This is a genomic window from Micromonospora sp. NBC_01412 (assembly GCF_045040215.1).
Lineage (GTDB): Bacteria > Actinomycetota > Actinomycetes > Mycobacteriales > Micromonosporaceae > Micromonospora > Micromonospora rubida.
Genome location: NZ_CP109528.1, coordinates 694,175 through 717,302, shown reverse-complemented (window position 1 = coordinate 717,302; position 23,128 = coordinate 694,175). Strand labels below are relative to the sequence as shown.

Below are 23,128 nucleotides of genomic sequence, written 5' to 3'. Positions count from 1 at the left end.
CGCGGCCGGAGCGGGCCGCATCCCACCAGAGTGTTCTTGGAGCAGCCGTGTCCTTCTCGTCGTGGCAGCCTTCGCCGGAGTTGAAGAAGTTTCTGGAGATCGTCGTCGGCGAGGAGTGGCCGGAGGCCGATGAGCAGAAGCTCTACGACCTCGCAACGGCCTGGGCAGCTGCGGCGTCGGCCCTCGAATCGGTTTCGGGTGGTGTGGGCGCCGCGACCGACTCGCTGGTGCAGGCATGGTCCGGCGGGTCGGCCACTGAGTTCGAAACGTTCATGCGGACCAAAGTCGGGCCGGGGTTGGCCCAACTCACCACAAGGTCCAAGGCGCTGCGACAAACGGCGCAACAGTCCGCTGAACAGGTCGAGTACGCCAAGTGGATGATCATCGCGTCGGCGATCCAGCTGATGGTCGAGTTGGCCATTCTGGCGAGCACGCTGTTCGGGCTCTGGCTCGCCCCGGCTCGGATCACCCTCGCCAGGATCTTCTCCAAGGCCATGCTCAACTGGCTGCTGAGAGCGCTGGCCTACGGACTCGGCATGCAGCTTGTCATGGACGCCGGAACCCAGACCCTGCAAATGTTGTTCTCCAAGCGCGAGAACTGGGACGTCGAGGCCACCAAGATGGCTGCCATCACCGGCGCCATCATGGCCCCCGCAGGCGTGCTGTCCAAGGTGGCGGGTGACGCCACAATGGGCCGCTTCCTACCCAGGCTCTTCGACGACGCGCTTGGCGCCAGCATGGCGCGCAGGGCCGCCCAGAAAGCCGCGCTCATCGCCAAGTACGGGGCCGAGGGGGCCATGGCAGGCACCATCGCCGCAGGCGCACTGACCGGCATCACCGGCGAGTTCGACTGGCGGGTCATCACCGAGGGCCTCTTCGGCGCCGCCCCCGGCGCCCACGCCCACGCACCCGGCGCCGCGAACCCCCTGACACTCGCGGCGGGGAGAGTATCCGGCGACGCGAAACCCGAGCTCGGCAGCACGGCAGGCCTGCCCAGCGACAGCAGCTCGCCCCTCTCCAACTCGACGGCCCCGATGGGCTCGTCCAGCCCGGCCACCACCAGCAGCAGCGGAGCGGGCACCACATCGACGGCAAGCTCGACCGCTTCCGCTCAGGGCGCGAACCAGACCGAATCGGAAACCCCGGCGACCATTCCGGGAACGACCGGCACCGCGACCAGCGGTGCGACCAGCACCGCGACCGGCACCGCGACCGGCACCGCGACCAGCGGTGCGACCAGCGGTGCGACCGGCACCGCCACCACCACCGGATCGCATGCCGGGCAGTCGCAGGCCGGCGAGGGGACCGCCGCGTCGACCGCGGCCGCGTCGACGGCCGGCACCCCCGTCGCGACCGCCGAGTCCGCCGCGGCGGCGCCGGCCTCTTCCTCGCCCACGGTTGCCGCCCCGGCAGCAACATCATCCGGTACGACCACCGGCGCCTCCGCCGTCACCGGCGCCTCCGCCGTCACCGGCGCCTCTGCCGTCACCGACACCTCTGCCGTCTCTGGTGCCTCTGCCATCGCCGGCGGGCTCGCGAGTGTGTCCGAGGGCTCGGCCTCGGCCGTGCCCGCAGCCCCGGCCGCGGCGGCCCAACCCACCCCCGCCGCCCCGACGTTGACCGGGCCGACGGCCACCGGCACTCCGGTCGGCCAGGCCGCTGGCAGCGGTGCCCCGGCTCCCGCCCCCGCCACGCCCGCGACGCAGACGAGCCCTGCCCCGGCAGCTCCGACATCCTCGTCCGCACCGGCCACCCAGAGCGGAAACGCCACCTCCCTGAGCAGTTCGACCGCCACGGCCGTACCCACCGGATCGTCCTCCTCCTCGACGGTCTCCACCGGGTCCTCGGCTGTTCCCACCGCCTCGTCCTCGTCCTCCTCGGCGGTGGTCGGCAGCGGCTCGTCCTCCTCCGCGGCCACTCAGTCGACGCCGCAGGTGATCAGGCACAGCCGGAGGCCGGCCGGTACTACTCAGGCCGGCGCGAGTGCGTCGGCGGTGCGTCCGGCCACCGGCTCGGCCACGCCGGGCCTGCCCGGCCTCTCCCCGACCTCCCCCCCATCCCCTTCGGCATCCGCTACCAGCACAGCCGCGACATCGGGAGCGTCTGGCGTCGCCACATCGAGCACGGCCGACAGCCCTACCTCCGCTGTCACGCCCGAGGCCCCGCCCGCTGTCGCCGACGCCACGGCGGCCGGCAGCCCGTCACCCGACGTCACCCCCACCGCACACGAACGCGCCTGGTGGCGGGAACGCGATGCCCAACGGCCCGCGGTCCTCGCGCAGGTCAAGAGCAGCTTCGAACCTGTGGTCACAGTTCAGTCCCTACTGGACGACCTTGTCGCGGATACCCGGAAGGCGGACCTCCCCTGGTCCTCCCGCGCCGAGCAGGCCCTACGCGACATGCTGACCGCCGAAGTACTCAACCGGGGCGATACGCTGACCGCCGAAGTACTCGAGCGGGGCGATGGTCACGCCCTGGCCACCGCCGAAACCTGGGTCGCCCTTGCCTCCGACCTGGCACCAATCCTCGACCGGCTGGACGGTCGGATCACCGACCTGGCCGCCGCCACCACCAACCCCCGGTCCGACGAGCCCACGGCGATGTCGCCCGAGGCCGTCCAACGTGTCCGCGACAACATGGCCAGCTACCTGCTGGAGCCGTTGCGGGCACACACCGGTGACGCTTTCGGACCACTGACCCCACAGCAGCGCGCCGAGTTGGTGGCCGAGGTCTCCGGCAGACTCGATGACCCGGATCCGGCGCCACCAAACGACGTGATTGGCGGCGGGCGGGGCGACCTGGTCGACGGCCACGACGCCAAGATCCGGCGCCGGTTGATCGAGGAGTCCGTGATCGACCACAGCGTCGCCGAAATCGACCGGATGATCCGTGACATAGCGGATGATTTCGACGAGAACCTCACCTATGCCGAGGTCCGGCAAATCCTCTCTGGAGGGGCGAGCGGGCACACCCGCGCAGCCGACACCAACCCCGCCACTCAGGTGGGCGAATTCACCACGGCGGGCGCGGACCTGGGAGGCGTGGACACCCGCGCGGTCAGCGACCTGGTGCGCGCATGGTCGGAACACGCCGAAACCGACACCCCGGCGCCCAGGTCCAACACCGACGGCCCGGTCAGCGCGCCCACCACCCTCGCGGACCTTGACACGGCACTGGACCGCCGGATGGCCGAGATCGAGAGCCGCGCCGGGGCGGAGGTGTGGTTCGCCCTGTGGCGGCGTGACCAGCAGGACAGCATCCGAGAAGCCTTCGTCGACGTCGTGAGAGGTCAGTTCGACACCCTGTACCTGACCACACCGGACGCCCCACCGGTCGACATCGACGCGCATCTGGCCAGGCCCAACTCCGATGGCCCCGAGGCTCAGATCACCCACACCACGCTCGGCAGACTGTTCGAGGATGTCGCCGCCGACGTGCTCGCCCCCATCGAGGCAGTCAGCCGAAACGCGTTCGCGCAGGGGAAGATACCCCAACTCGACGACGCGTTGAGCCGACGCCTGGCCGACATCCAGGCCGATGTGGCCCACCGGATCAACGCCGACCTGGTGTTCGACGTCCGCGCCGAGGACGCCCTGCGCCGCGCCGGAGCAGACTTCGCCGACCTAACCAAGCCAAACGCCGACCAGCAGCCCCTCACCAACCCGGTCCTCGCCAACCTGGCCGACTCCTACCGCCGCAAAGCCGCCACCGAGATCCACCGACTATACGAACGCGACGGCCCGCCCACCTGGCTCACCCGTGAAAAGACCGCCGGGGATGCCTTCGCGGAGACCGCCAACCCCGACACCGTAACCGCCGACGTGGTAGACCTGGACCACCAGGGCAGAAACCTGCCGGCAGCCGGGCCCCTCATCCTAGAGAACAACGGCCCAGGAGTCGCCCGAACAGAGCGGAACAACTCCCCGACCGCGGAACCGCGCTTGAACGCCGGAACACGGCCGGACAGGGACCAAACCGCCGCGACGCCGCTTGGCGTCGAGTTCGACCGCGGTGGGCTTGTGGTCCCGACAAGCGACGGATCGCATGTGCGGTGGGACGCAGGCAGGCTAGCGCAGTATGTCGAGGACAGTGGTTTCCTCGATCGGGTGGTCGAGCTTCATCCGATGGTGGGCGTGGGCGCCGAGAATCCGGAAGCGTTTGCCCTGCGGTTGGACGAGGAACTGGCCCGGCGCGATTTCGCGCGTGCCGCTGCTGAGGGACGGTCGATTCTGGCGGACCGGTCCTGGCTCCGGCGTGCTGATCTCACCGCGGATTGGTTTGCGCCCCAGGCCAGGCTGGATGAGTCGCTGTGGGCTGGCCTGCGATCTACCGCACCGCGGCGGATGGTGTCGACCGAACTGGCGGAGACGCTGGACACGGTCGATGAAGGAGGGCGACGGCTTACCCGGGCGGTGGACGTGCACTACGACATCCAGCAGTTCCGAGTGGCTGATCCGGCTACCGGGCTGGTCTCCCGGGTGCGGGAGCGCACGTTGCGGCTGGACGTGCGGCTGGGTGAGGGAGTGGACCACGCGGCGCTCGACGGTGTGCGGGACAGGCTGCGTGACGTTCTGCACCAGATGAACGCCGGCTACCGGTCCACCGATGGTGCGGTGGCCCACTTCGTGGTGGACATCGACGTCTCCGCAGCGGATGCCCACGGGGTGATCAGGCTAGAGCCGGCGGGACGACCCAACACGCAGGAGTGGACCGTCGGGATGACGCCCGCCGAGATCCTGGAGGAGGTGCTCCACCGCTTCGGTATCCGCGAGGAGTACTACGACCGGCCGGGTGGTGACGTGCTGCGCCAGCGGCGGATGCTCCCGGTAGACACCGGTTCACCAGCGACCGGTGACCCGCGTCGCCACGGTGACCGCAACCGGATCTTCCCTGCTACCGCGGCCGGTCGCTTCCTCGACGGTCAGACCGTGCTTGCCCCTCGTCATCTGTTCGCCATCGATGAGATCGAAGTCGGGCAGGTGCTCAGCGGCGGCGACCTGATCCGGCGGCACGGTGCGGCGGAGCGCGGACCGGTCAACGACGACCGCCCGACCACCCGGGCAGGGTTCAATTCCCTGATCCCGGACGAGGGCGGCCCGGCACAGACAGCACCAATCGGCGGCAGTGACGGCCCGCTCGCAACACCGCAGGATGTGGCGCCGGATCAGAACCCGGCGGGACAGGCGGAGCCCGCACAGGACGCGGCGGACCAGGTCCACTCGACGCCCGGCTCTGCTGTGACACCAGCTGACGTCAACGGTTCTCATGAGGCGTCGCCACCCGCCCATGGTGTGCCTGCTGGTGAGGGCGAGCGTAGCGGGGTGAAGTCGCGGTCAGGATATGGTGAGCGGCGAGTGCGTAAAGGGGTGGAGTCGCGGTCACGATTTGGTGAGCGGCGGGTGCGGCAGGTGCCCGTGGTTTCCGAAGCTGTTGGGAGGCCCGATTCTGTTGGGAGGCCCGATTCTGAGACCGACCCCCTGAACGGGCTGGGGCTTCCCGAAGTTTTTGTGAGGTCCGTGCCTGCTGTGATATCAGCTGGCGTCGACGGTTCTCATGAGGCGTCGCCACCCGCCGGTAGTGTGTCTGCTGGTGGGGTCGGGAGTGGAGGGCTGAGTCCGCAGGCACTATCAGCTCAGCCTGCGGCCGCGCCGCAGGTGCCCGTGGTTTCCGATGCCACCGCGGTAGCGCTCGAGACGGTGCGGGTCGGGCAGGTAATCCAGGACGCCAGGGGGAAACAGGTTCCGTCGGCAGGGACGGCGTGGCATGCCATTTTCAGCAGAAGTGACTCCGCCCGGAACCTGTTCGTCGTCAGCGAACATATGCCCGGCGTGATTGCTTCCCGTGGCCTGACGTCGCCGGGCATGGAAAACGGCCTGATCGAGGTCTTCACCGCTGAAGAGTTGAAGACCGGGGCCACCGGGAAGGTTTTCTACAAGGTAAAAGTTTCCTCGCGTCGGGTTCATAGCGTTGAAATCCTAAACGATTACGACATCGTCGATAAGGTCGCCTCTTTCGTCATTCCAGACAATGTGAAGCACATCAAGGTGGTCGACGCCTGGACCGGGAACGCGAACCGGGGGGAGGGGCGGCCCGTACCGATCGACCCGCTGGACGGAGTTGTCCTGTCCCCCAGGTTCACGGCCGAGCACGGGGTGCCTGGCCTACCGCGCGATAGTTTCACGAGGACGCAGGGTCCTATCGACGCGTGGATCGTGCTTGACAATCCGCCGCCAGATGACGATTTGGCGGCCTATGTTCGACGGGATCACCTCTACCCTGACGGCAAGCTGGATTCGGATACTCGGCCGGGGTTCGTTACCGCCTATCGGGAACAGCCCAATCTGCCGGGCTATCACCTCCGTGTGCGGGTGCCGGCGGGCGCCATCGACCTGAGCGGGACGCTAGCCTCGCGCAATAACCTGAACTCCCATCTCAGGCGGCTCGTGCGGCTCGAGGGGAACATATTGTTGTTGACGGACATGCCCGTGCCCGGCGAACGCCGAGGCGGAAGTAGTGTCCTCGACCGCACCAAGCTGCTCCATATGGAACGGGTAGCGGGTACGTCGGTGCGAGGGGATCGCGAAGTCTCCGTACGCGACATGAGCTTTGAGCGGAAGCCCATGGTGACCAGCCTGACCGACAACCTCCTTGTGCTCACCGACCGACGGTCCGGCACCATGATCGCTGCTACAGGTGGCTCGGACGATCACACCGTCAGGATGGTTGTCGAGTTCGACCGCGGTGGGCTTCTGGTCCCGACAAGCGACGGATCGCATGTGCGGTGGGACGCAGGCAGGCTAGCGCAGTATGTCGAGGACAGTGGTTTCCTCGATCGGGTGGTCGAGCTTCATCCGATGGTGGGCGTGGGCGCCGAGAATCCGGAAGCGTTTGCCCTGCGGTTGGACGAGGAACTGGCCCGGCGCGATTTCGCGCGTGCCGCTGCTGAGGGACGGTCGATTCTGGCGGACCGGTCCTGGCTCCGGCGTGCTGATCTCACCGCGGATTGGTTTGCGCCCCAGGCCAGGCTGGATGAGTCGCTGTGGGCTGGCCTGCGATCTACCGCACCGCGGCGGATGGTGTCGACCGAACTGGCGGAGACGCTGGACACGGTCGATGAAGGAGGGCGACGGCTTACCCGGGCGGTGGACGTGCACTACGACATCCAGCAGTTCCGAGTGGCTGATCCGGCTACCGGGCTGGTCTCCCGGGTGCGGGAGCGCACGTTGCGGCTGGACGTGCGGCTGGGTGAGGGAGTGGACCACGCGGCGCTCGACGGTGTGCGGGACAGGCTGCGTGACGTTCTGCACCAGATGAACGCCGGCTACCGGTCCACCGATGGTGCGGTGGCCCACTTCGTGGTGGACATCGACGCCTCCGCAGCGGATGCCCACGGGGTGATCAGGCTAGAGCCGGCGGGACGACCCAACACGCAGGAGTGGACCGTCGGGATGACGCCCGCCGAGATCCTGGAGGAGGTGCTCCACCGCTTCGGTATCCGCGAGGAGTACTACGACCGGCCGGGTGGTGACGTGCTGCGCCAGCGGCGGATGCTCCCGGTAGACACCGGTTCACCAGCGACCGGTGACCCGCGTCGCCACGGTGACCGCAACCGGATCTTCCCTGCTACCGCAGCCGGTCGCTTCCTCGACGGTCAGACCGTGCTTGCCCCTCGTCATCTGTTCGCCATCGATGAGATCGAAGTCGGGCAGGTGCTCAGCGGCGGCGACCTGATCCGGCGGCACGGTGCGGCGGAGCGCGGACCGGTCAACGACGACCGCCCGACCACCCGGGCAGGGTTCAATTCCCTGATCCCGGACGAGGGCGGCCCGGCACAGACAGCACCAATCGGCGGCAGTGACGGCCCGCTCGCAACACCGCAGGATTTCGAAGGAGTAGAGGATGGACAACTGCCCGATGTGGGTGCCTTCGCTGATCAACTGGCTGCACTGGAGGCCGTTTCCGGTGGGTCGGAGGCCATGTTCGCCGCACTGCGTGCCGTGCTATCACATGATTCGTATAGGCGTATTGTGGGCGTTTATCTGACGAATATGGCGACGGGCCTGCTACCTGATGCCGCCCCAACCCAGCTCATTTCTGCGGTGATCGGGTTGTTGGACTCGTCGTCTCCGGAGCTCAGAGCTGATGCAGCCCGCCGAGTCGCCAATGCCGTGAATCTGCTTCCCGAGGGTGAGGCGGATTTTTCGGATCTCTATGAAGCAATATTGGATGTGCTTCCAGTAGCGCCTCACCGCGCCTTGCAGAGCTGGTTTACGCCGGTCGTGTATGGAGTCGACCTCGGGTCGGGGGCGGCTTCGATGATGCAGCATGCGATTGAAGTGGCTGCGGATTCTAGTCAGCCTTTCAGCGACGTTGACGTTGTGGATGTGTTTCGGCGGGCTCGTCAGGTGCTTCCCGATCGCCTCCAGAAGGGCGTTGTTGATGGGGCGTTGGATCTGGCCAGATCTTCCGATCAGGAGCGGGTAGCCCGGGCGTGGGTGTTGAGCGCGGTGTCGAAGGCGGATCCGCTACACGCAGCGCTTGAGCCGGTGTTGGCTGGTGGTGACGCAGGAGGAGAGCATCTGCCTCCAGGACTGACCTTTGCCCTGACGTCGGCGTCGGGGGACTCGGCGCGCATGGTGTTGGGTGCGCTTCGCCAGGTCGACTCATCGCAGGCGGCGCAGACGGCTGCGGCCTATGTCATGAATCGGCTGGCGTTACCTGCGGGTGATCCGCGCGCGGGGAAGGTTCGCAGCCTGGTGGCTGACGTGGTCGGCGGCGATGCCCATCCCGTACTCGATCAGGGCTCGGCAGCACAGATAGCGGACCGGCGGGGGGCGTGGCGGAAGCTTCGGGATCAGCTATCGGCTGCCGAGTTGGCCAGGTTCGAAACGGCGGTACGGGATGCGCTCGACAGCCGTGACCATGCGAAGCTGATCTCGGTCCTCGCGCTGGAGCTGCAGGGTTCAGTGTCCTCTTCGGCACAGGAGGTGCTACAAGCGGCACTGGATGAAGGCATATCCGTGGAAGACCTAAAAGAAATGGCGAGACGGAGTTCGGAGGACCTGCCGCAGGTCGCCGAAGCGCTGGTGATGCTCGCCGACCAGATTTCCCCACGGCGGCTGAACCTGATTGGCGACCTGTTAGGCAGAATCTCGGATAAGACAATACCGCACATTACCGCAGCGCGATTGATCAGTCGTTTGAAGCTGATGGCGGATTCGCCGATGGGTTCGCCGGACGTCGTTACGTTGCAGAACGTGGTTACGAACATCTTCGACGAGTCGAAGTCTGTCGACCGTATAGCCTTGGACCTCAACACGCTCTCGAGGGCGGTAACACCGGACGAGATCTGGGAGGCCATCCGGTTGGTGGACGCCGTCCTTCCGGCACGACGCCGGGTGGTGTTGGTGGCGGCCTGGCTCGCCTCTGGCATCGGCCTCGTCGGGACCGCGCACCTTGGCCTGCTGGAACAAGCACTACAGGCCATCGTGGCGAACCCGAGAGACCTGCGCCAGGTCGTCACGGCCCTCGGTGATCTCGCGGCGATCGGCCAAGGTGCGGGCACGCAGCTTCAGCGCCTCGGCGAGCTCCTCGCGGGGATGCTTCCTGCGGAATGGCTGGTGGGAGTGCCGGAAACCGGGCGGGTGATTCGGGTTGATCTGCTCCGTCATCTGACGCCTCGCCTGACAAACGACCTAGCCTTGCAGACGTCGGTGTACAAAATCCTGGACCGGGTGGAGAGGGATGGGTTCGACGGTCAGGCGATGCGCAACGCGGCCGAGGAGCTCGAGTCACTGATTTCAAACCGTCAGATGCCCGGCGGCATAGCGACGGCCAGTCCGGCCGATCTGGTGATAGGTGAAGTGGCCGAGAAACTCGAAGCCATCATATCGGGCCAGCAGCCCGAAGACGTCTCCGGAGTGCCTTGGTACATTCTGCGGACGAGTACGATGGATAGGGTAAGTGACCATTTTGCGTCACTTTCACAATCATCTACACGTACACCCCTGGAGATTCGTGCCTCGGCTGGCATAGACCTGCGCAAGGCCGTCATGGACAACCAGCTTGTGGATCGCGGGACCCGGGAAGCGGTTGCCGGGCTACGCGACCGGCACTATGAGGCTCCGGCCGGCCAAACCGGTTGGTCCGACAACTCGAAACCTCTGCCTGCCGAATGGTGGCAGGAGGACTGGCAGCAGCACAGGAGGCTGCTGCCAGTGCAAACCGTCAATACTATGTGGGCGACACCGACTCAGGTCTGGGACAGGGGTGCCTCAGAGACACAAGCGACCTCCACGCTGGTTGGCCAAGACTACGCGTATGATCTTCGGCGTGGTTGGGTGAGGCACCCCGAAACGCACGAGATGCAGGTGGTGCGCGAATATACCATCAGACTCTATTTGCAACCGGAAGATGAGACGGTCACGGATGACCAGCTCGAAAGAGTTAGACGCACGACGGCTGAGGCGCTGAAGAAGTTCAACGTGGGCAGATTCTTCAAACCGGTCGACTATCTGGGCGCGCGTGGTGACGAGCTCCGGTTAAACGTCGAATTCGTCGACGCCCCCTACAAAGCCCATAAAACGATCTCTGTCATCGATGGTGGCGACGACGACGCATCCCAGGACGAGTGGCCTGCGGGTGCTAGCCCTGAGACGATCGCTCACGAACTGTTGCATTACGTGGGCCTTGGAGAGGAATACTCTAACTTCGACGCCCGTGGTGATATTTTCCAGGCGTTCTCTCCTGCATCGATGCTTGAGATGCTTAACGAAGCAGGGATCGACCGGCTGTTTGACGAGACGTGGTCGTCACAGCCGCGTCCTGAGGGCGGCCGGAACTGGACTCGCATCAGAACCCATCGGGTGTACCTTCGACCGGACCCCACGCTGACACCGGACCAGAAGGAGCTGGTGCTCCAAGGCGCACGCCAAACTGTCAAAGACGGGTTGGCACAGCTCAACCAGCGTCTGAGCGTATCGGCCGATTTCCACGAGCAGCGCTTGGACAATAGACCGTTCGCGGGGGTCACTCTCCGGGCCGAGATTGAGATTGTCGAGGATCGGTCTCAGGCTCACCGGGAGGCCATAGTTAAGCCCGGAACAGGTATGCCAAATGAAGATACCTGGTACGAGGAGTACTCGATATCGGACCTGGACTCTTTTAGCAGGGAACTGCAAACGTGGATCTTCCCAAACCTCCTTAGACGGGGAGCGCGAGGCGCCGTCCACCACGATGATTCGCTCATGTCCAACCTATTTGGAGTCGAATCCCATTTCAGGCCACGGCACCTGTGGCGTATCGACACAGCAATGCAGGGCGCAGTGCTGCCCGATGTGGCACCGGCGGGTTGGGAGACCGCAAACGGTGTCGCAGAGCGGATCGGGCACCTGGAGCGGAAGCTCGCCATATCGTCCACGATCGCGTTGGCGTCAGATGAGCTTACCCAGGATTCCAGCGGCGACGTTGGGAGTGATGCCAGCGATCGTTTCCGCCTGCGTGTCAAGCCGTTCGCTGAAGCGCTGGGTGAGTTCGCCGTCCTGCACAGCCATCTCGGCAATTGGGTTGACCTTGAGATCAAGACGCATTCAAGTATCGAGGGTTCACTTGCTGTCAATCTCGTGGAGCAAGCTCTCGGTAGCGAACTGTATGACAAGCTGACGGCGATAAATCCGCACGTCGACTACCAGTCGGACCTGATTGTCGGTCGCCGTTCCGAGACAGAGGACACCGTGGCTGAGGGTGTCGTCGAACTAGCTGTCTCGGTCGAAGTGGCGTCGACGCAGATCGTTGACGCGACTCAAAATCGCCTCAATAACACCGAAGATGCTGACGAGAGAACTGCGGATCCGTTTCTCAGCGACCCCGATCTCGGCAGCGATTCTGATTTCGAGAGCCTTGCCGATTCCGATGATTATGGGGAAGACACCCAGGCGTGGAGTCCGGACAACTCGCTCCTTCCAGATCCCGGGGTGGACATCGACGCCTCCGCAGCCGATGCCCACGGGGTGATCACGCTAAGGCCGGCGGGACGACGCAACACGCAGGAGTGGACCCTCGGGATGACGCCCGCCGAGATCCTGGAGCTGGAGGAGGTGCGCCACGGCTTCGAGTACTACGACGGGTCGGGTGGTGCCGCGCTGCGCCAGCGTCGGGGCACCACCCCGGAAGGGTTCAATTCGCAGATCCCGGACGAGGGCGGCCCGGCACAGACAGCACCAATCGGCGGCAGTGACGGCCCGCTCGCAACACGGCAGGATGTGGCGCCGGATCAGAACCCGGCGGGGCAGGCGGTGCCCGCACAGGACGCGGCGGACCAGGTCCACTCGACGCCCGGCTCTGCTGTGACACCAGCTGACGTCAACGGTTCTCATGAGGCGTCGCCACCCGCCCATGGTGTGCCTGCTGTTGAGGGCGAGCGTAGCGGGGTGAAGTCGCGGTCAGGATATGGTGAGCGGCGGGTGCGGCAGGTGCCCGTGGTTTCCGAAGCTGTTGGGAAGCCCGATTCTGAGACCGACCCCCTGGACAGGCTGGGGCTTCCCGAAGTTTTTGTGAGGTCCGTGCCTGCTGTGATATCAGCTGACGTTGACGGTTCTCATGAGGCGTCGCCACCCGCCCATGGTGTGCCTGCTGTTGAGGGCGAGCGTAGCGGGGTGAAGTCGCGGTCAGGATATGGTGAGCGGCGGGTGCGGCAGGTGCCCGTGGTTTCCGAAGCTGTTGGGAAGCCCGATTCTGAGACCGACCCCCTGGACAGGCTGGGGCTTCCCGAAGTTTTTGTGAGGTCCGTGCCTGCTGTGATATCAGCTGACGTTGACGGTTCTCATGAGGCGTCGCCACCCGCCCATGGTGTGCCTGCTGTTGAGGGCGAGCGTAGCGGGGTGAAGTCGCGGTCAGGATATGGTGAGCGGCGGGTGCGGCAGGTGCCCGTGGTTTCCGAAGCTGTTGGGAAGCCCGATTCTGAGACCGACCCCCTGGACAGGCTGGGGCTTCCCGAAGTTTTTGTGAGGTCCGTGCCTGCTGTGATATCAGCTGACGTTGACGGTTCTCATGAGGCGTCGCCACCCGCCCATGGTGTGCCTGCTGTTGAGGGCGAGCGTAGCGGGGTGAAGTCGCGGTCAGGATATGGTGAGCGGCGGGTGCGGCAGGTGCCCGTGGTTTCCGAAGCTGTTGGGAAGCCCGATTCTGAGACCGACCCCCTGGACAGGCTGGGGCTTCCCGAAGTTTTTGTGAGGTCCGTGCCTGCTGTGATATCAGCTGGCGTTGACGGTTCTCGTGATGTGTCGGGACCCGCCGGTAGTGTGTCTGCTGGTGGGGTCGGGAGTGGAGGGCTGAGTCCGCGGGCGCCATCGGCTCAGCCTGCGGCGGCGCCGCAGGTGCCCGTGGTTTCCGATGCCACCGCGGTAGTGCCCGAGACGGTGCGGGTCGGGCAGGTAATCCAGGACGCCAGGGGGAAACAGGCTCCGTCGGCAGGGACGGCGCCGGCTGGTCGGTCCGTTTTTGACACCTTCTCTCCCATGGGCGCGCGGTTCGTCGTCAGCGACCATATGCCCGGCGTGATTGCTTCCCGTGGCCTGGCGTCGTCGGGCCTGGGCAACGGCCTGATCCGGGTCTTTAGCCTGGATCAGTGGGAGAAGTGGAAGGGTGCAGGCGCAGGCACCGGGAAGATTTTCTACGAGGTAAGGGTCCCCCGGCGTCGGATTAAGGATGGTAAGGGCTTCTCTTTCGTCGCCTCAGGCGATGTGAAGAACATCAAGGTGGTCAGCGCCTGGACCGGGGACGTGGACCGTGGGAAGGGGCGGCCCGTACCGATCGACCCGCTGGACGGAGTTGTCCTGTCCCCCAGGTTCACGGCCGAGCACGGGCTGCCTGGCATGCCGACCGGTGGTCCCAGGACGACGACGGCGGCTAGCGAAGCGTGGATCGTGCTTCCAGATCTTCCGCTAGATGAAGATTGGGCGGCCCATATTCGACGGGATCGCCTCCACCCTGACGGCAAGCTGGATTCGGATACTAGGCCGGGGTTCGTTACCGCCTATCGGGAACAGCCCAGAATGGCGGGCTATCACCTCCATGTGCTGGTGCCGGGGGGCGCCATCGACGCGAAGGCGACGTTCGCCTCGATCGAGAACCTGAGCTCCGGCCTCAAGCGGCACGAGCCGTTCGAGGGCAAATTGTTGTTGACGGACATGCCCGTGCCCGGCGAACGCGGAGGTAGTGTCCTCGACCGCACCAAGCTGATCTCGTTGGAACGGGTAGAGGGCAAGTCGTTGCCAGGGGGTCGCGACCTCACCCTACAGGCCGGCCTGCGTTTTGAGCGGAAGCCCATGGTGACCAGCCTGACCGACAACCTCCTTGTGCTCACCGACCGACGGTCCGGCACCATGATCGCTGCTACAGGTGGCTCGGACGATCACACCGTCAGGATGGTTGTCGAGTTCGACCGCGGTGGGCTTCTGGTCCCGACAAGCGACGGATCGCATGTGCGGTGGGACGCAGGCAGGCTAGCGCAGTATGTCGAGGACAGTGGTTTCCTCGATCGGGTGGTCGAGCTTCATCCGATGGTGGGCGTGGGCGCCGAGAATCCGGAAGCGTTTGCCCTGCGGTTGGACGAGGAACTAGCCCGGCGCGATTTCGCGCGTGCCGCTGCTGAGGGACGGTCGATTCTGGCGGACCGGTCCTGGCTCCGGCGTGCTGATCTCACCGCGGATTGGTTTGCGCCCCAGGCCAGGCTGGATGAGTCGCTGTGGGCTGGCCTGCGATCTACCGCACCGCGGCGGATGGTGTCGACCGAACTGGCGGAGACGCTGGACACGGTCGATGAAGGAGGGCGACGGCTTACCCGGGCGGTGGACGTGCACTACGACATCCAGCAGTTCCGAGTGGCTGATCCGGCTACCGGGCTGGTCTCCCGGGTGCGGGAGCGCACGTTGCGGCTGGACGTGCGGCTGGGTGAGGGAGTGGACCACGCGGCGCTCGACGGTGTGCGGGACAGGCTGCGTGACGTTCTGCACCAGATGAACGCCGGCTACCGGTCCACCGATGGTGCGGTGGCCCACTTCGTGGTGGACATCGACGCCTCCGCAGCGGATGCCCACGGGGTGATCAGGCTAGAGCCGGCGGGACGACCCAACACGCAGGAGTGGACCGTCGGGATGACGCCCGCCGAGATCCTGGAGGAGGTGCTCCACCGCTTCGGTATCCGCGAGGAGTACTACGACCGGCCGGGTGGTGACGTGCTGCGCCAGCGGCGGATGCTCCCGGTAGACACCGGTTCACCAGCGACCGGTGACCCGCGTCGCCACGGTGACCGCAACCGGATCTTCCCTGCTACCGCAGCCGGTCGCTTCCTCGACGGTCAGACCGTGCTTGCCCCCCGTCATCTGTTCGCCATCGATGAGATCGAAGCCGGGCAGGTGCTCAGCGGCGGCGACCTGATCCGGCGGCACGGTGCGGCGGAGCGCGGACCGGTCAACGACGACCGCCCGACCACCCGGGCAGGGTTCAATTCCCTGATCCCGGACGAGGGCGGCCCGGCACAGACAGCACCAATCGGCGGCAGTGACGGCCCGCCCTCATCACCGCAGGATGTGGCGCCGGATCAGAACCCGGCGGGACAGGCGGAGCCCGCACAGGACGCGGCGGAAGCGCCTGCGGTGAGGTCGCGGTCACGATTTGGTGAGCGGGTGCGGCAGGTGCCCGTGGTTTCCGAAGCTGTTGGGAGGCCCGATTCTGAGACCGACCCCCTGGACGGGCTGGGGCTTCCCGAAGTTTTTGTGAGGTCCGAGTTTGGTGTGATATCAGCTGGCGTTGACGGTTCTCGTGATGTGTCGGGACCCGCCGGTAGTGTGTCTGCTGGTGGGGTCGGGAGTGGAGGGCTGAGTCCGCAGGCACTATCAGCTCAGCCTGCGGCGGCGCTCGACGGTCAGGTCTCGGACCGCTCGTACCTCGACGCCGGGCTGCTGTCCGCGTTGGACGATACCCTCATCGCGGTCGTTGACGATCGCGTGGTGACCCGGCCGGGCGGTCAGGTGAACGCCCAGCGGTTCGTCGAATCTCTTGAACTGGTCATGCAGCCGATCGCTGCGACCCGTCCGGGTGTCGTGGTGGTCGCCCTGAACGGGGCGTCTACCCGATTCCCCGGCCAGCTTCGCCAGGTCGCCGCTGCCCATCCGGCCGTCTGGTTTCTGGCTGCCCCGGGCCCGGTGTATGCCGCCGGTGGTCTGCTGCACGCGGGTGCGCCGGGCCGGCCCGACGCGTGGCTGTCCTTCCACGCCGGGGAACCGGTGGAGGATGCGGTGATCGGTGCGCTCACGCCGGACGCGCTCAGCGACTGGCTGGAGGAGGCCACCTTCGATCTGCCGATGGGCATCGCCGAGTTGCGTAGGCAGATCGGTGTGCTCGAACGGTCGCTGGACAGCCAGGCGGCGACGGGCAGCCCGGGCCAGGCGGTTCGAGACGAGGTGTTCACCTCCCTGGCCAGCGCGACGACCTCGCTCCGCGACGCCGAGCTGTCCGGATCAACCCGGGAGGGCCTGCCGTACCTGTTCGACGCCCAGGAACACGTCCTGCACGCCGAACGAACCCGGTACGCGCCGGTGCCAGCCGTCCAGGTGCCGGTGGGATCGGTTCGAACCCGTGAGGAGCCGGTGTCGGAACCGGTGGTCCCGACCGCGTCTACGGCACCGCCGAGTGACGCCGAGTTGCTCGACGCGGCCTTTGTCGTAGCCATGCAACCCGTCCTGGAGATGCGGCTCCGCCAGGCCCAGGAGCTGACCTCGCCGGCCGCGCCGGAGGTCCGGGCGGTAGAGGAGGCGCTGGAGCAGTTCAGCCGGCTGATCGAGGAGGCCCGGCAAACCGGTGAACTGCCGTCGGTCCCGCTCGCTCGGATCTTGGTCAATGCGCCGCCCGCGCAGATGCGGGCCTGGCAGGAGACCGCGCAGCGGAGTGCCGACGAGCTTGTGCGGACGGCGGCGGGCACCGACGAGCCGACGATGAGGGCCCGGCACCTGCTCGGCAGCGTGTTGTACCGGGACTTTCCGATGCGGACCAGCGCTCTGGGTCTCGACCCGGGGGCGCCCGGGAACATGCAGTTCCTGCCGGTCGTCCAGCATGCGCTCGACCCGTCCGCCTTGGTGGTGAACAAACAGCACATGGACCGCCTGACCGGGTACGTCATGTCCCTGGTCGAAGGCAATGAGCCGGTCACCCTGGACGCGCTGACGCGGCGTGCGGGCTTTGACGCGCTGCGGATCCGGCTCGATGATCCGACCGAGGTCTCGCGTACCGTATTGGATCTTGATCGGCGGATAGCGGCGTGGCGGCACAATCCCCCGCTGTCGCGCGATCGAATGCTTGAGCTGCGCGGACTGGCCCGCGACCTGTTGATCGAGAGCAGCGAGTCCTTCGAACCCACGGACGGGAACCTGGAGACGCTGAACCAGGTGATCGAGTCGGCCTACCGGCGGTACGGGAAGGTCTACGACGGTGCCCGGCCGGACGGGCCGTTGCGGTTGGAGCACCTGGAGGATCTGCTTCGCCACAAGCTCGGTGACCGGGCGGCCCTCACCTGGGCGAACGTGCGGCGGGTCGCTGATGAGAGCGACGCGCGCCAGCACTGGAGGGAGAGGCATCCGGGGCAGGCGTGGATGGCCGGCGTGACCCGGTCCGTCACCGTCAAGCTGCCCGCGTTGGGCAGGTCCGCTGTTTACCAGACCGTTTCCGCCCGGCACACGCGTGACATCCAGAAGGCGCCGGGCCAGGCGGACTCGCCGGCGGAGCGCCAGGCCGAGTTGGACGGCCTGTGGACAGAGGTGTCGGCTGCCCCGACCGCACCACCGCCTGCGGCGTCGTCGCCTGATCCCGATCCGTTGCCCGGGGCCGCTGTGGCCCCGGCTACGCGACAGCCGGCCCCGGTCACCGAGGATGACCTCGCCGGGCTGGTCAACGTCCGACGTCTGCTCTATGCCGACGCGCGGGACCGCTGGTACACCGGGCTGTCCGACTACCGGCCCATGGCGCTCGAGCTGCTGGGCGTGGAGGGCGCGGTGGGTGCGGCCGAGGTGCGGGAGCTGGCCACCCTGGTACGCGACGCGCGGGCAGCCAGTCCACCCCGAACGGGGATCGATGCGGCCGTCGCCGCGGTTCGGTTCCATCGTGCGGTCACCCGGAGGCAGCTCACCGAACTGGCTATCTCGCGCTGGCAGGACGGGAAGCCGGGCAGCCGGCCGAACCCGGAGGGTGTGGCGGAGGACCACAGCAGAATGGTTACCGCGTTCCACGCCATCGAAGAGTTGCCGTTCGTGCCGGAGTTGACCGCCTGGATCAACCGGGCCGTGCCGTTCGGTGGGGGGCAGATCAGCGAGGAGGTCGTCAACCGTACGCTGGCTTCGCTGTTCGGTCAGGTGCTCGACGACGGTGCGGCGCTGTCCGTGACGGCGGGGGGCCGGACGTACGACGTTCGGCTGTGGGCCGTGGCGGCCGGTGAGCCGGTGGTGGAGCCGGCCAGCCTGCTCGGCGGCAAGGAAGCGGGCAGCACCCGGTTCTCCGGCAAGCAGGAGAACCGGATCTACCGCTACCGGGACACCGCGATCTGGCGGTCCGAGGCGCAGGGCAGCAGCCTCGACGTCGGGGTGGCCTATCGGGGTGGCTTCGGTGCTCCAGGCACGGTCAGCGCCGGCCGGGCGGACGTGGCGGCGACCTACGGTCGGGTGAACACCAGGGGCCGGCGTCAGCTCGCCGCCAACGCCACCTCGGACTTCCAGCAGTTACGGATCAAGGAGCCCCTGGGCTGGGTGCACCTGCCGGTCAACTGGGTGCTCCGGGTCCAGGACCGGGCGACCGGCCGGTGGCGGGAGCTCAGTCTCCGCGACGTGCAGGGCACGTTGCGCGAGCACCAGGTCCGCTACGCGGTGGCGCAGTTCCAGTTGCCCTACTCCCTGCCGGAGAGCCAGCGACCGGGGCTGTCGTCCAACATCGACCCCGACTATCGGAGCACAACGACGATCACGAGCGCCGAGCAGTTCCCGGTGTGGAACCTGGACCACGCGGTGCCGAGGGTGCAGCTCGCCGACTCGGTGCTGGACGGGGTTCGGCAGGCGCTCAGCCCGCAGGACTATGCGTTCTGGAAGCCTGTCGTCGAGGCATACCTGTCCAATGACCAGCTCGCCCTCGGCCTGCGGGACATCCTGCGGCCCGCGAGGGGATCCAGCGCGACCGACCGTAGTGGTGACCGCCACTACCAGCAGGTGTTCCGCCAGACGTTGCAGCGTGACGGCCGGCATCTGAGCCTCAGTCTCACTGCCGGCGGCCTGGCCCAACCGGTCCGCGCGGTCACCAAGATCAGTGAGGTGAGTCGGAGCGGCGAGACCCGGTTCGACCGGGTGCTGGCCGTCGTGATCAAGACGTTGCTCAGTCAGGACGCCACGCGGTCGGGCCGCGGCACGCTGACCGGAAGCCTGCGGGTGATCGAGCAGTATCTCAGGATCGGCGGGCGCGGCCAGCTCACCCAGCGCAGCGGTGACCAGCTCATTCGCCATCACCGGGCCATGTTGACCCGGGCCATGCGGGTCGGTGGCCCGTTGCAGGTCGTGCTGGCCGACTTCACCGTCCAGTTGGAGGTCCACCACCGGCACGGGGACGTGGTGACAGCCCCCGCCCCGGTGAACATCGACGGCTTCGCGCACTTCATGATGCACTCGGACGCCCTACGGTCGTTGTCGGACGACACGGCGGCGGCCGACCCCGGGAGCGGGTCGGCGGGCGCGGCGGAGAACCCCACGGCGGCGTCGACCAGCTCGGCCCCGGCCGGCCCGAAATGGTGGACGCCGGGCCCTCGCTTCGGGCTGACGATGGACTTCGTCAAGCGTCTCGACGGCGTGCCGGAACTCTACAACCAGATCGCCGCGCTCATGGTCACCGAGGGGTACCTGCCGAGGCAGGCGGTGGGTGACGGGACAAGGACGCCGTGGGAAATGTTGCAGGGGTTGTCGGTGACCGGCGCGGACGTCAACCAGCCGGGCCAGGCGTACCTGAACTGGCGGTTGCTCGTCAGCCAACTGTCGGAGGAGTCCCTGCGGGCCAGGGCCGACGACGTGTTGAGCGCCGACGCGGGACAACCGGGCGTCACCTGGGTCTTCTCGCATCCCGCGGAGCCGGTCTCCCTGACCCGAGGGCTCACCATCGGTCTGTGGGCCGAGGCCACCGGCGTCGACACCTACCAGCGCGCCACCGACTACCAGGTGCAGTACGGCCACACGAGCGTGGACACCATGGCCGTCAAGGGCGCGAGCAGTCGGATCAGCGACCTCTCCGGGTACGCCGGGGCCGGCGGAACGGGCAGGAGCGATGGCCTGGGGCAGGGGCAGGTTGGCGGCCAACTCACCAGGTCGGCGACCGACAAACTCGGCCGGACCCAGTCCACCGCGTTGACCTCCGACACCGACGGGCAGAAGATGCCGAGCTCGGAGTTCGAGGTGGGGATCCGCTGGCGCTGGTTCGCCAATCATGGCCAGGCGTCGTTGGAACAGCCGGCGCAGGTTCCGGCGACAGCGATCCTGCTGCAACCCAACGCCCTGCACGCCGACGCCGGCCAATCGGCCCTCGCACCGCTCGATGTCGTCGCCGCCCAGCCCGATCCATCCCTGGATCCGATCAGCACCCGCGTCGACCCGCCGGCCGGGCTCCTGGACGACCGGCGGATGCGCTCGGTGCTGACCACCATGACGGCGGCGATCTATACCACGATCGGTGTCCAGGGTGTCGGGGTGCTGCAGGAGAGGCTGATCCGGATGACGGGTCTGCCGGCGACCGCCGTCTGGCAGGGCCTGACGCCGACCGTCTACAAGACCGTCCTGATGCGGGGGCTCTCCGCATCCGCGACGATCCCGATCGGAGACCAGGTCGTCGATTTGACCGTCCGCCCGGTCGGCCGCCCGGAGGTCGTCAAGGATTGGCTCCCCTACACCCAGCAGGTGCTCGAAAGTCAGGTAGGTCACGAGCAGGGCAACGACAGCCTGAGCCAGCACGGCTTGCAGGCGCAGGGGACAGGCGGCGCGACCGCCCTCGGCCCCGACGAAGCCGAGTTCCTGACCGGTAGCGGCGCCGTCACCAGGTCTACCGGGACGGGGGAGAGCGCCGCGTCACTGCGCACGGTGGGCAGCTACCGAGGTGTCTACCAGGACACCCGCATGGCGATCGTTCGCACAGTGGTCGTCAACCGGGTCGAGACGGCGGGCGGCGCCCTCGTCGAGACCTTCGGTGAGGTATGGCTCAACGTGCTGCGGACCGATGTCCTCGCCAACCAGGACGCCTTCGACAACACCGAGCTGCTGAACGACCCCGTCCCCGTCCCGAAGACAAAGGCTTCGGCCCCCGACGAGGCTCCGGCCCCGACACCGCCGATGGCCCGTTCGCTGAGCACCGAGAAGCTGCCACCGGTCAGCCTCCAGGACGGCCTCTCCTGGGCCGTGATGTGGCCGATGCTGTTCAACGGTGGGGGCGCGGAGGCGGGTTTCGGGGGCTTGAGCGAGAGGTTGGCCGCGGAGGCTGCCAGGTTCGGTGAGCCTGAACTGGTCACCCAGGTCCGGTCGCTGCCCTCCTGGTTGAGTCCGTACCTGGCGAAGATGCGCGACGGAGGCGCGGCCTGGACCTTCCAGGCCGGTGGCCGGGTCTTCGAGGTGCTGATGTCCGCCGAGTTGGTCGGGCCGGCCCGGGACAGCCGTCCCGGCGGAAACGGCGTCAAGGTCTACGAACGGGGCAACGCCTATCGCGACGCCACCCGTCGTAACGTCGCCTCGACCGGCGTGGCCGGCGGACTCACCGGAGGGGGACAGCCGGGGGGCCTTGACGGGCACTGGGGTCTGACGGTGACCGGCGGGCGGACCGGGCGGGTCGAGCAGGCCGACACGCGTGGCTCGAACCTGCTGTTCATGGCCGGGCTACGAGCCAACAAGCTGATGGACTTCACCCAGGCGGTCCGGTTCAACGCGACGATCCGAGAGATCACCAGTCTGGGTACCCGGGTCGTGGACGGAACCGTCGGCAGGCTGATGAGCACGGTGCGGGGCCGGGACATGCCGCTCCGATCGTCGAATATCACAGTGGACGAGGACCATGTGGTCAGCGTGCCCGACGAGGGCACGGTCCCCCGGGGAGAACCCATGCCGGACCTCGGGACCAGGCTCGGGAGGGTGCTACCGCCCACCGCTCTGGTCGAGGGGATCCTCGGCCTACGGGTGATCCACGAGGCGGTGAGATCCACCCGGGTGGGCGGCGTCTCCGATCCGGCGACCGTCCCGCCGGCCACGGATCAGCTCACCTTCGAGACGATGCGGGGCAGTCTCGCCGCGATGCTCACCGAGCAGGGGGCCTGGTTCCGTTCGGTGGCCACCGCCAGCGAGGTGGTGGACCCCGGGCCCGCCGGCTTCCGCGTGCGGGCCAGATTCGGCGAGGTCCGCCAGCTTTACTACATGGCGAAGGCCGAGCTGGAGAACTACGACCATGGCACCGATCTCGTCGCCCACAACCGCAGCCAGAACAATCGGGAGAACCTGACCGGCACCTTCACGCTCGGTGTCGAGGTGGCTCCCGGTAACTCGGTCGGGCCGCAGGTCTCCTTCGGCGCGGAGCGGAGCAGAGCCGTCGGCACCGACCAGACCGCGTGGATCGAGCATCGGGCCTGGCTGCGCGCGGACACCTCGGTCTACTTCGTCTACGCCATGCTCGAGTACGAGATCAGGCTGCCCGGGACCGGCCTTGCCCCGATGAGGCGGGCCGGCAGCGTCGAGCTGGTGGTCGACGAGAAGAGCGCCACGGAACTGGGTATCCCCATCGACACGCTCAGGTCCGTTGTGCCGGTCAAAACGCCGGTCACGAAGCTTCCCGGCGCCGCCGGGCCGAGCCCGTCAGCACCGGCGGGGGCACCGGCACATTCCGGCCTCGCTGCCTCGCATTACCACAGGCAGCTCTCCGAGCTGTTCCACGTCGTGGTTGAGCGTCTGGGCACCGTCACCGAGCCAGGCCCCTCCGGACCGCGTCTCGCGGGCTCCCTCGCCACGACGTCGGGGGCACCGTCCGGAGCCCCGGCGGCATCGACGGCTCTGTTGCGTTGGGCGGAAGCATGATCGACTCC

General features: G+C 67.2%; 1 protein-coding gene. It reads left to right on the top strand.

The window, feature by feature from the left end; genetic code table 11:
• The first annotated feature begins 47 nt into the window (after positions 1–47).
• Positions 48–23,120, top strand: a complete 23,073-nt coding sequence (locus OG617_RS02935) for a hypothetical protein (RefSeq protein WP_405098429.1) — start codon at positions 48–50, stop codon at positions 23,118–23,120.
• The last annotated feature ends 8 nt before the right edge of the window (positions 23,121–23,128 follow it).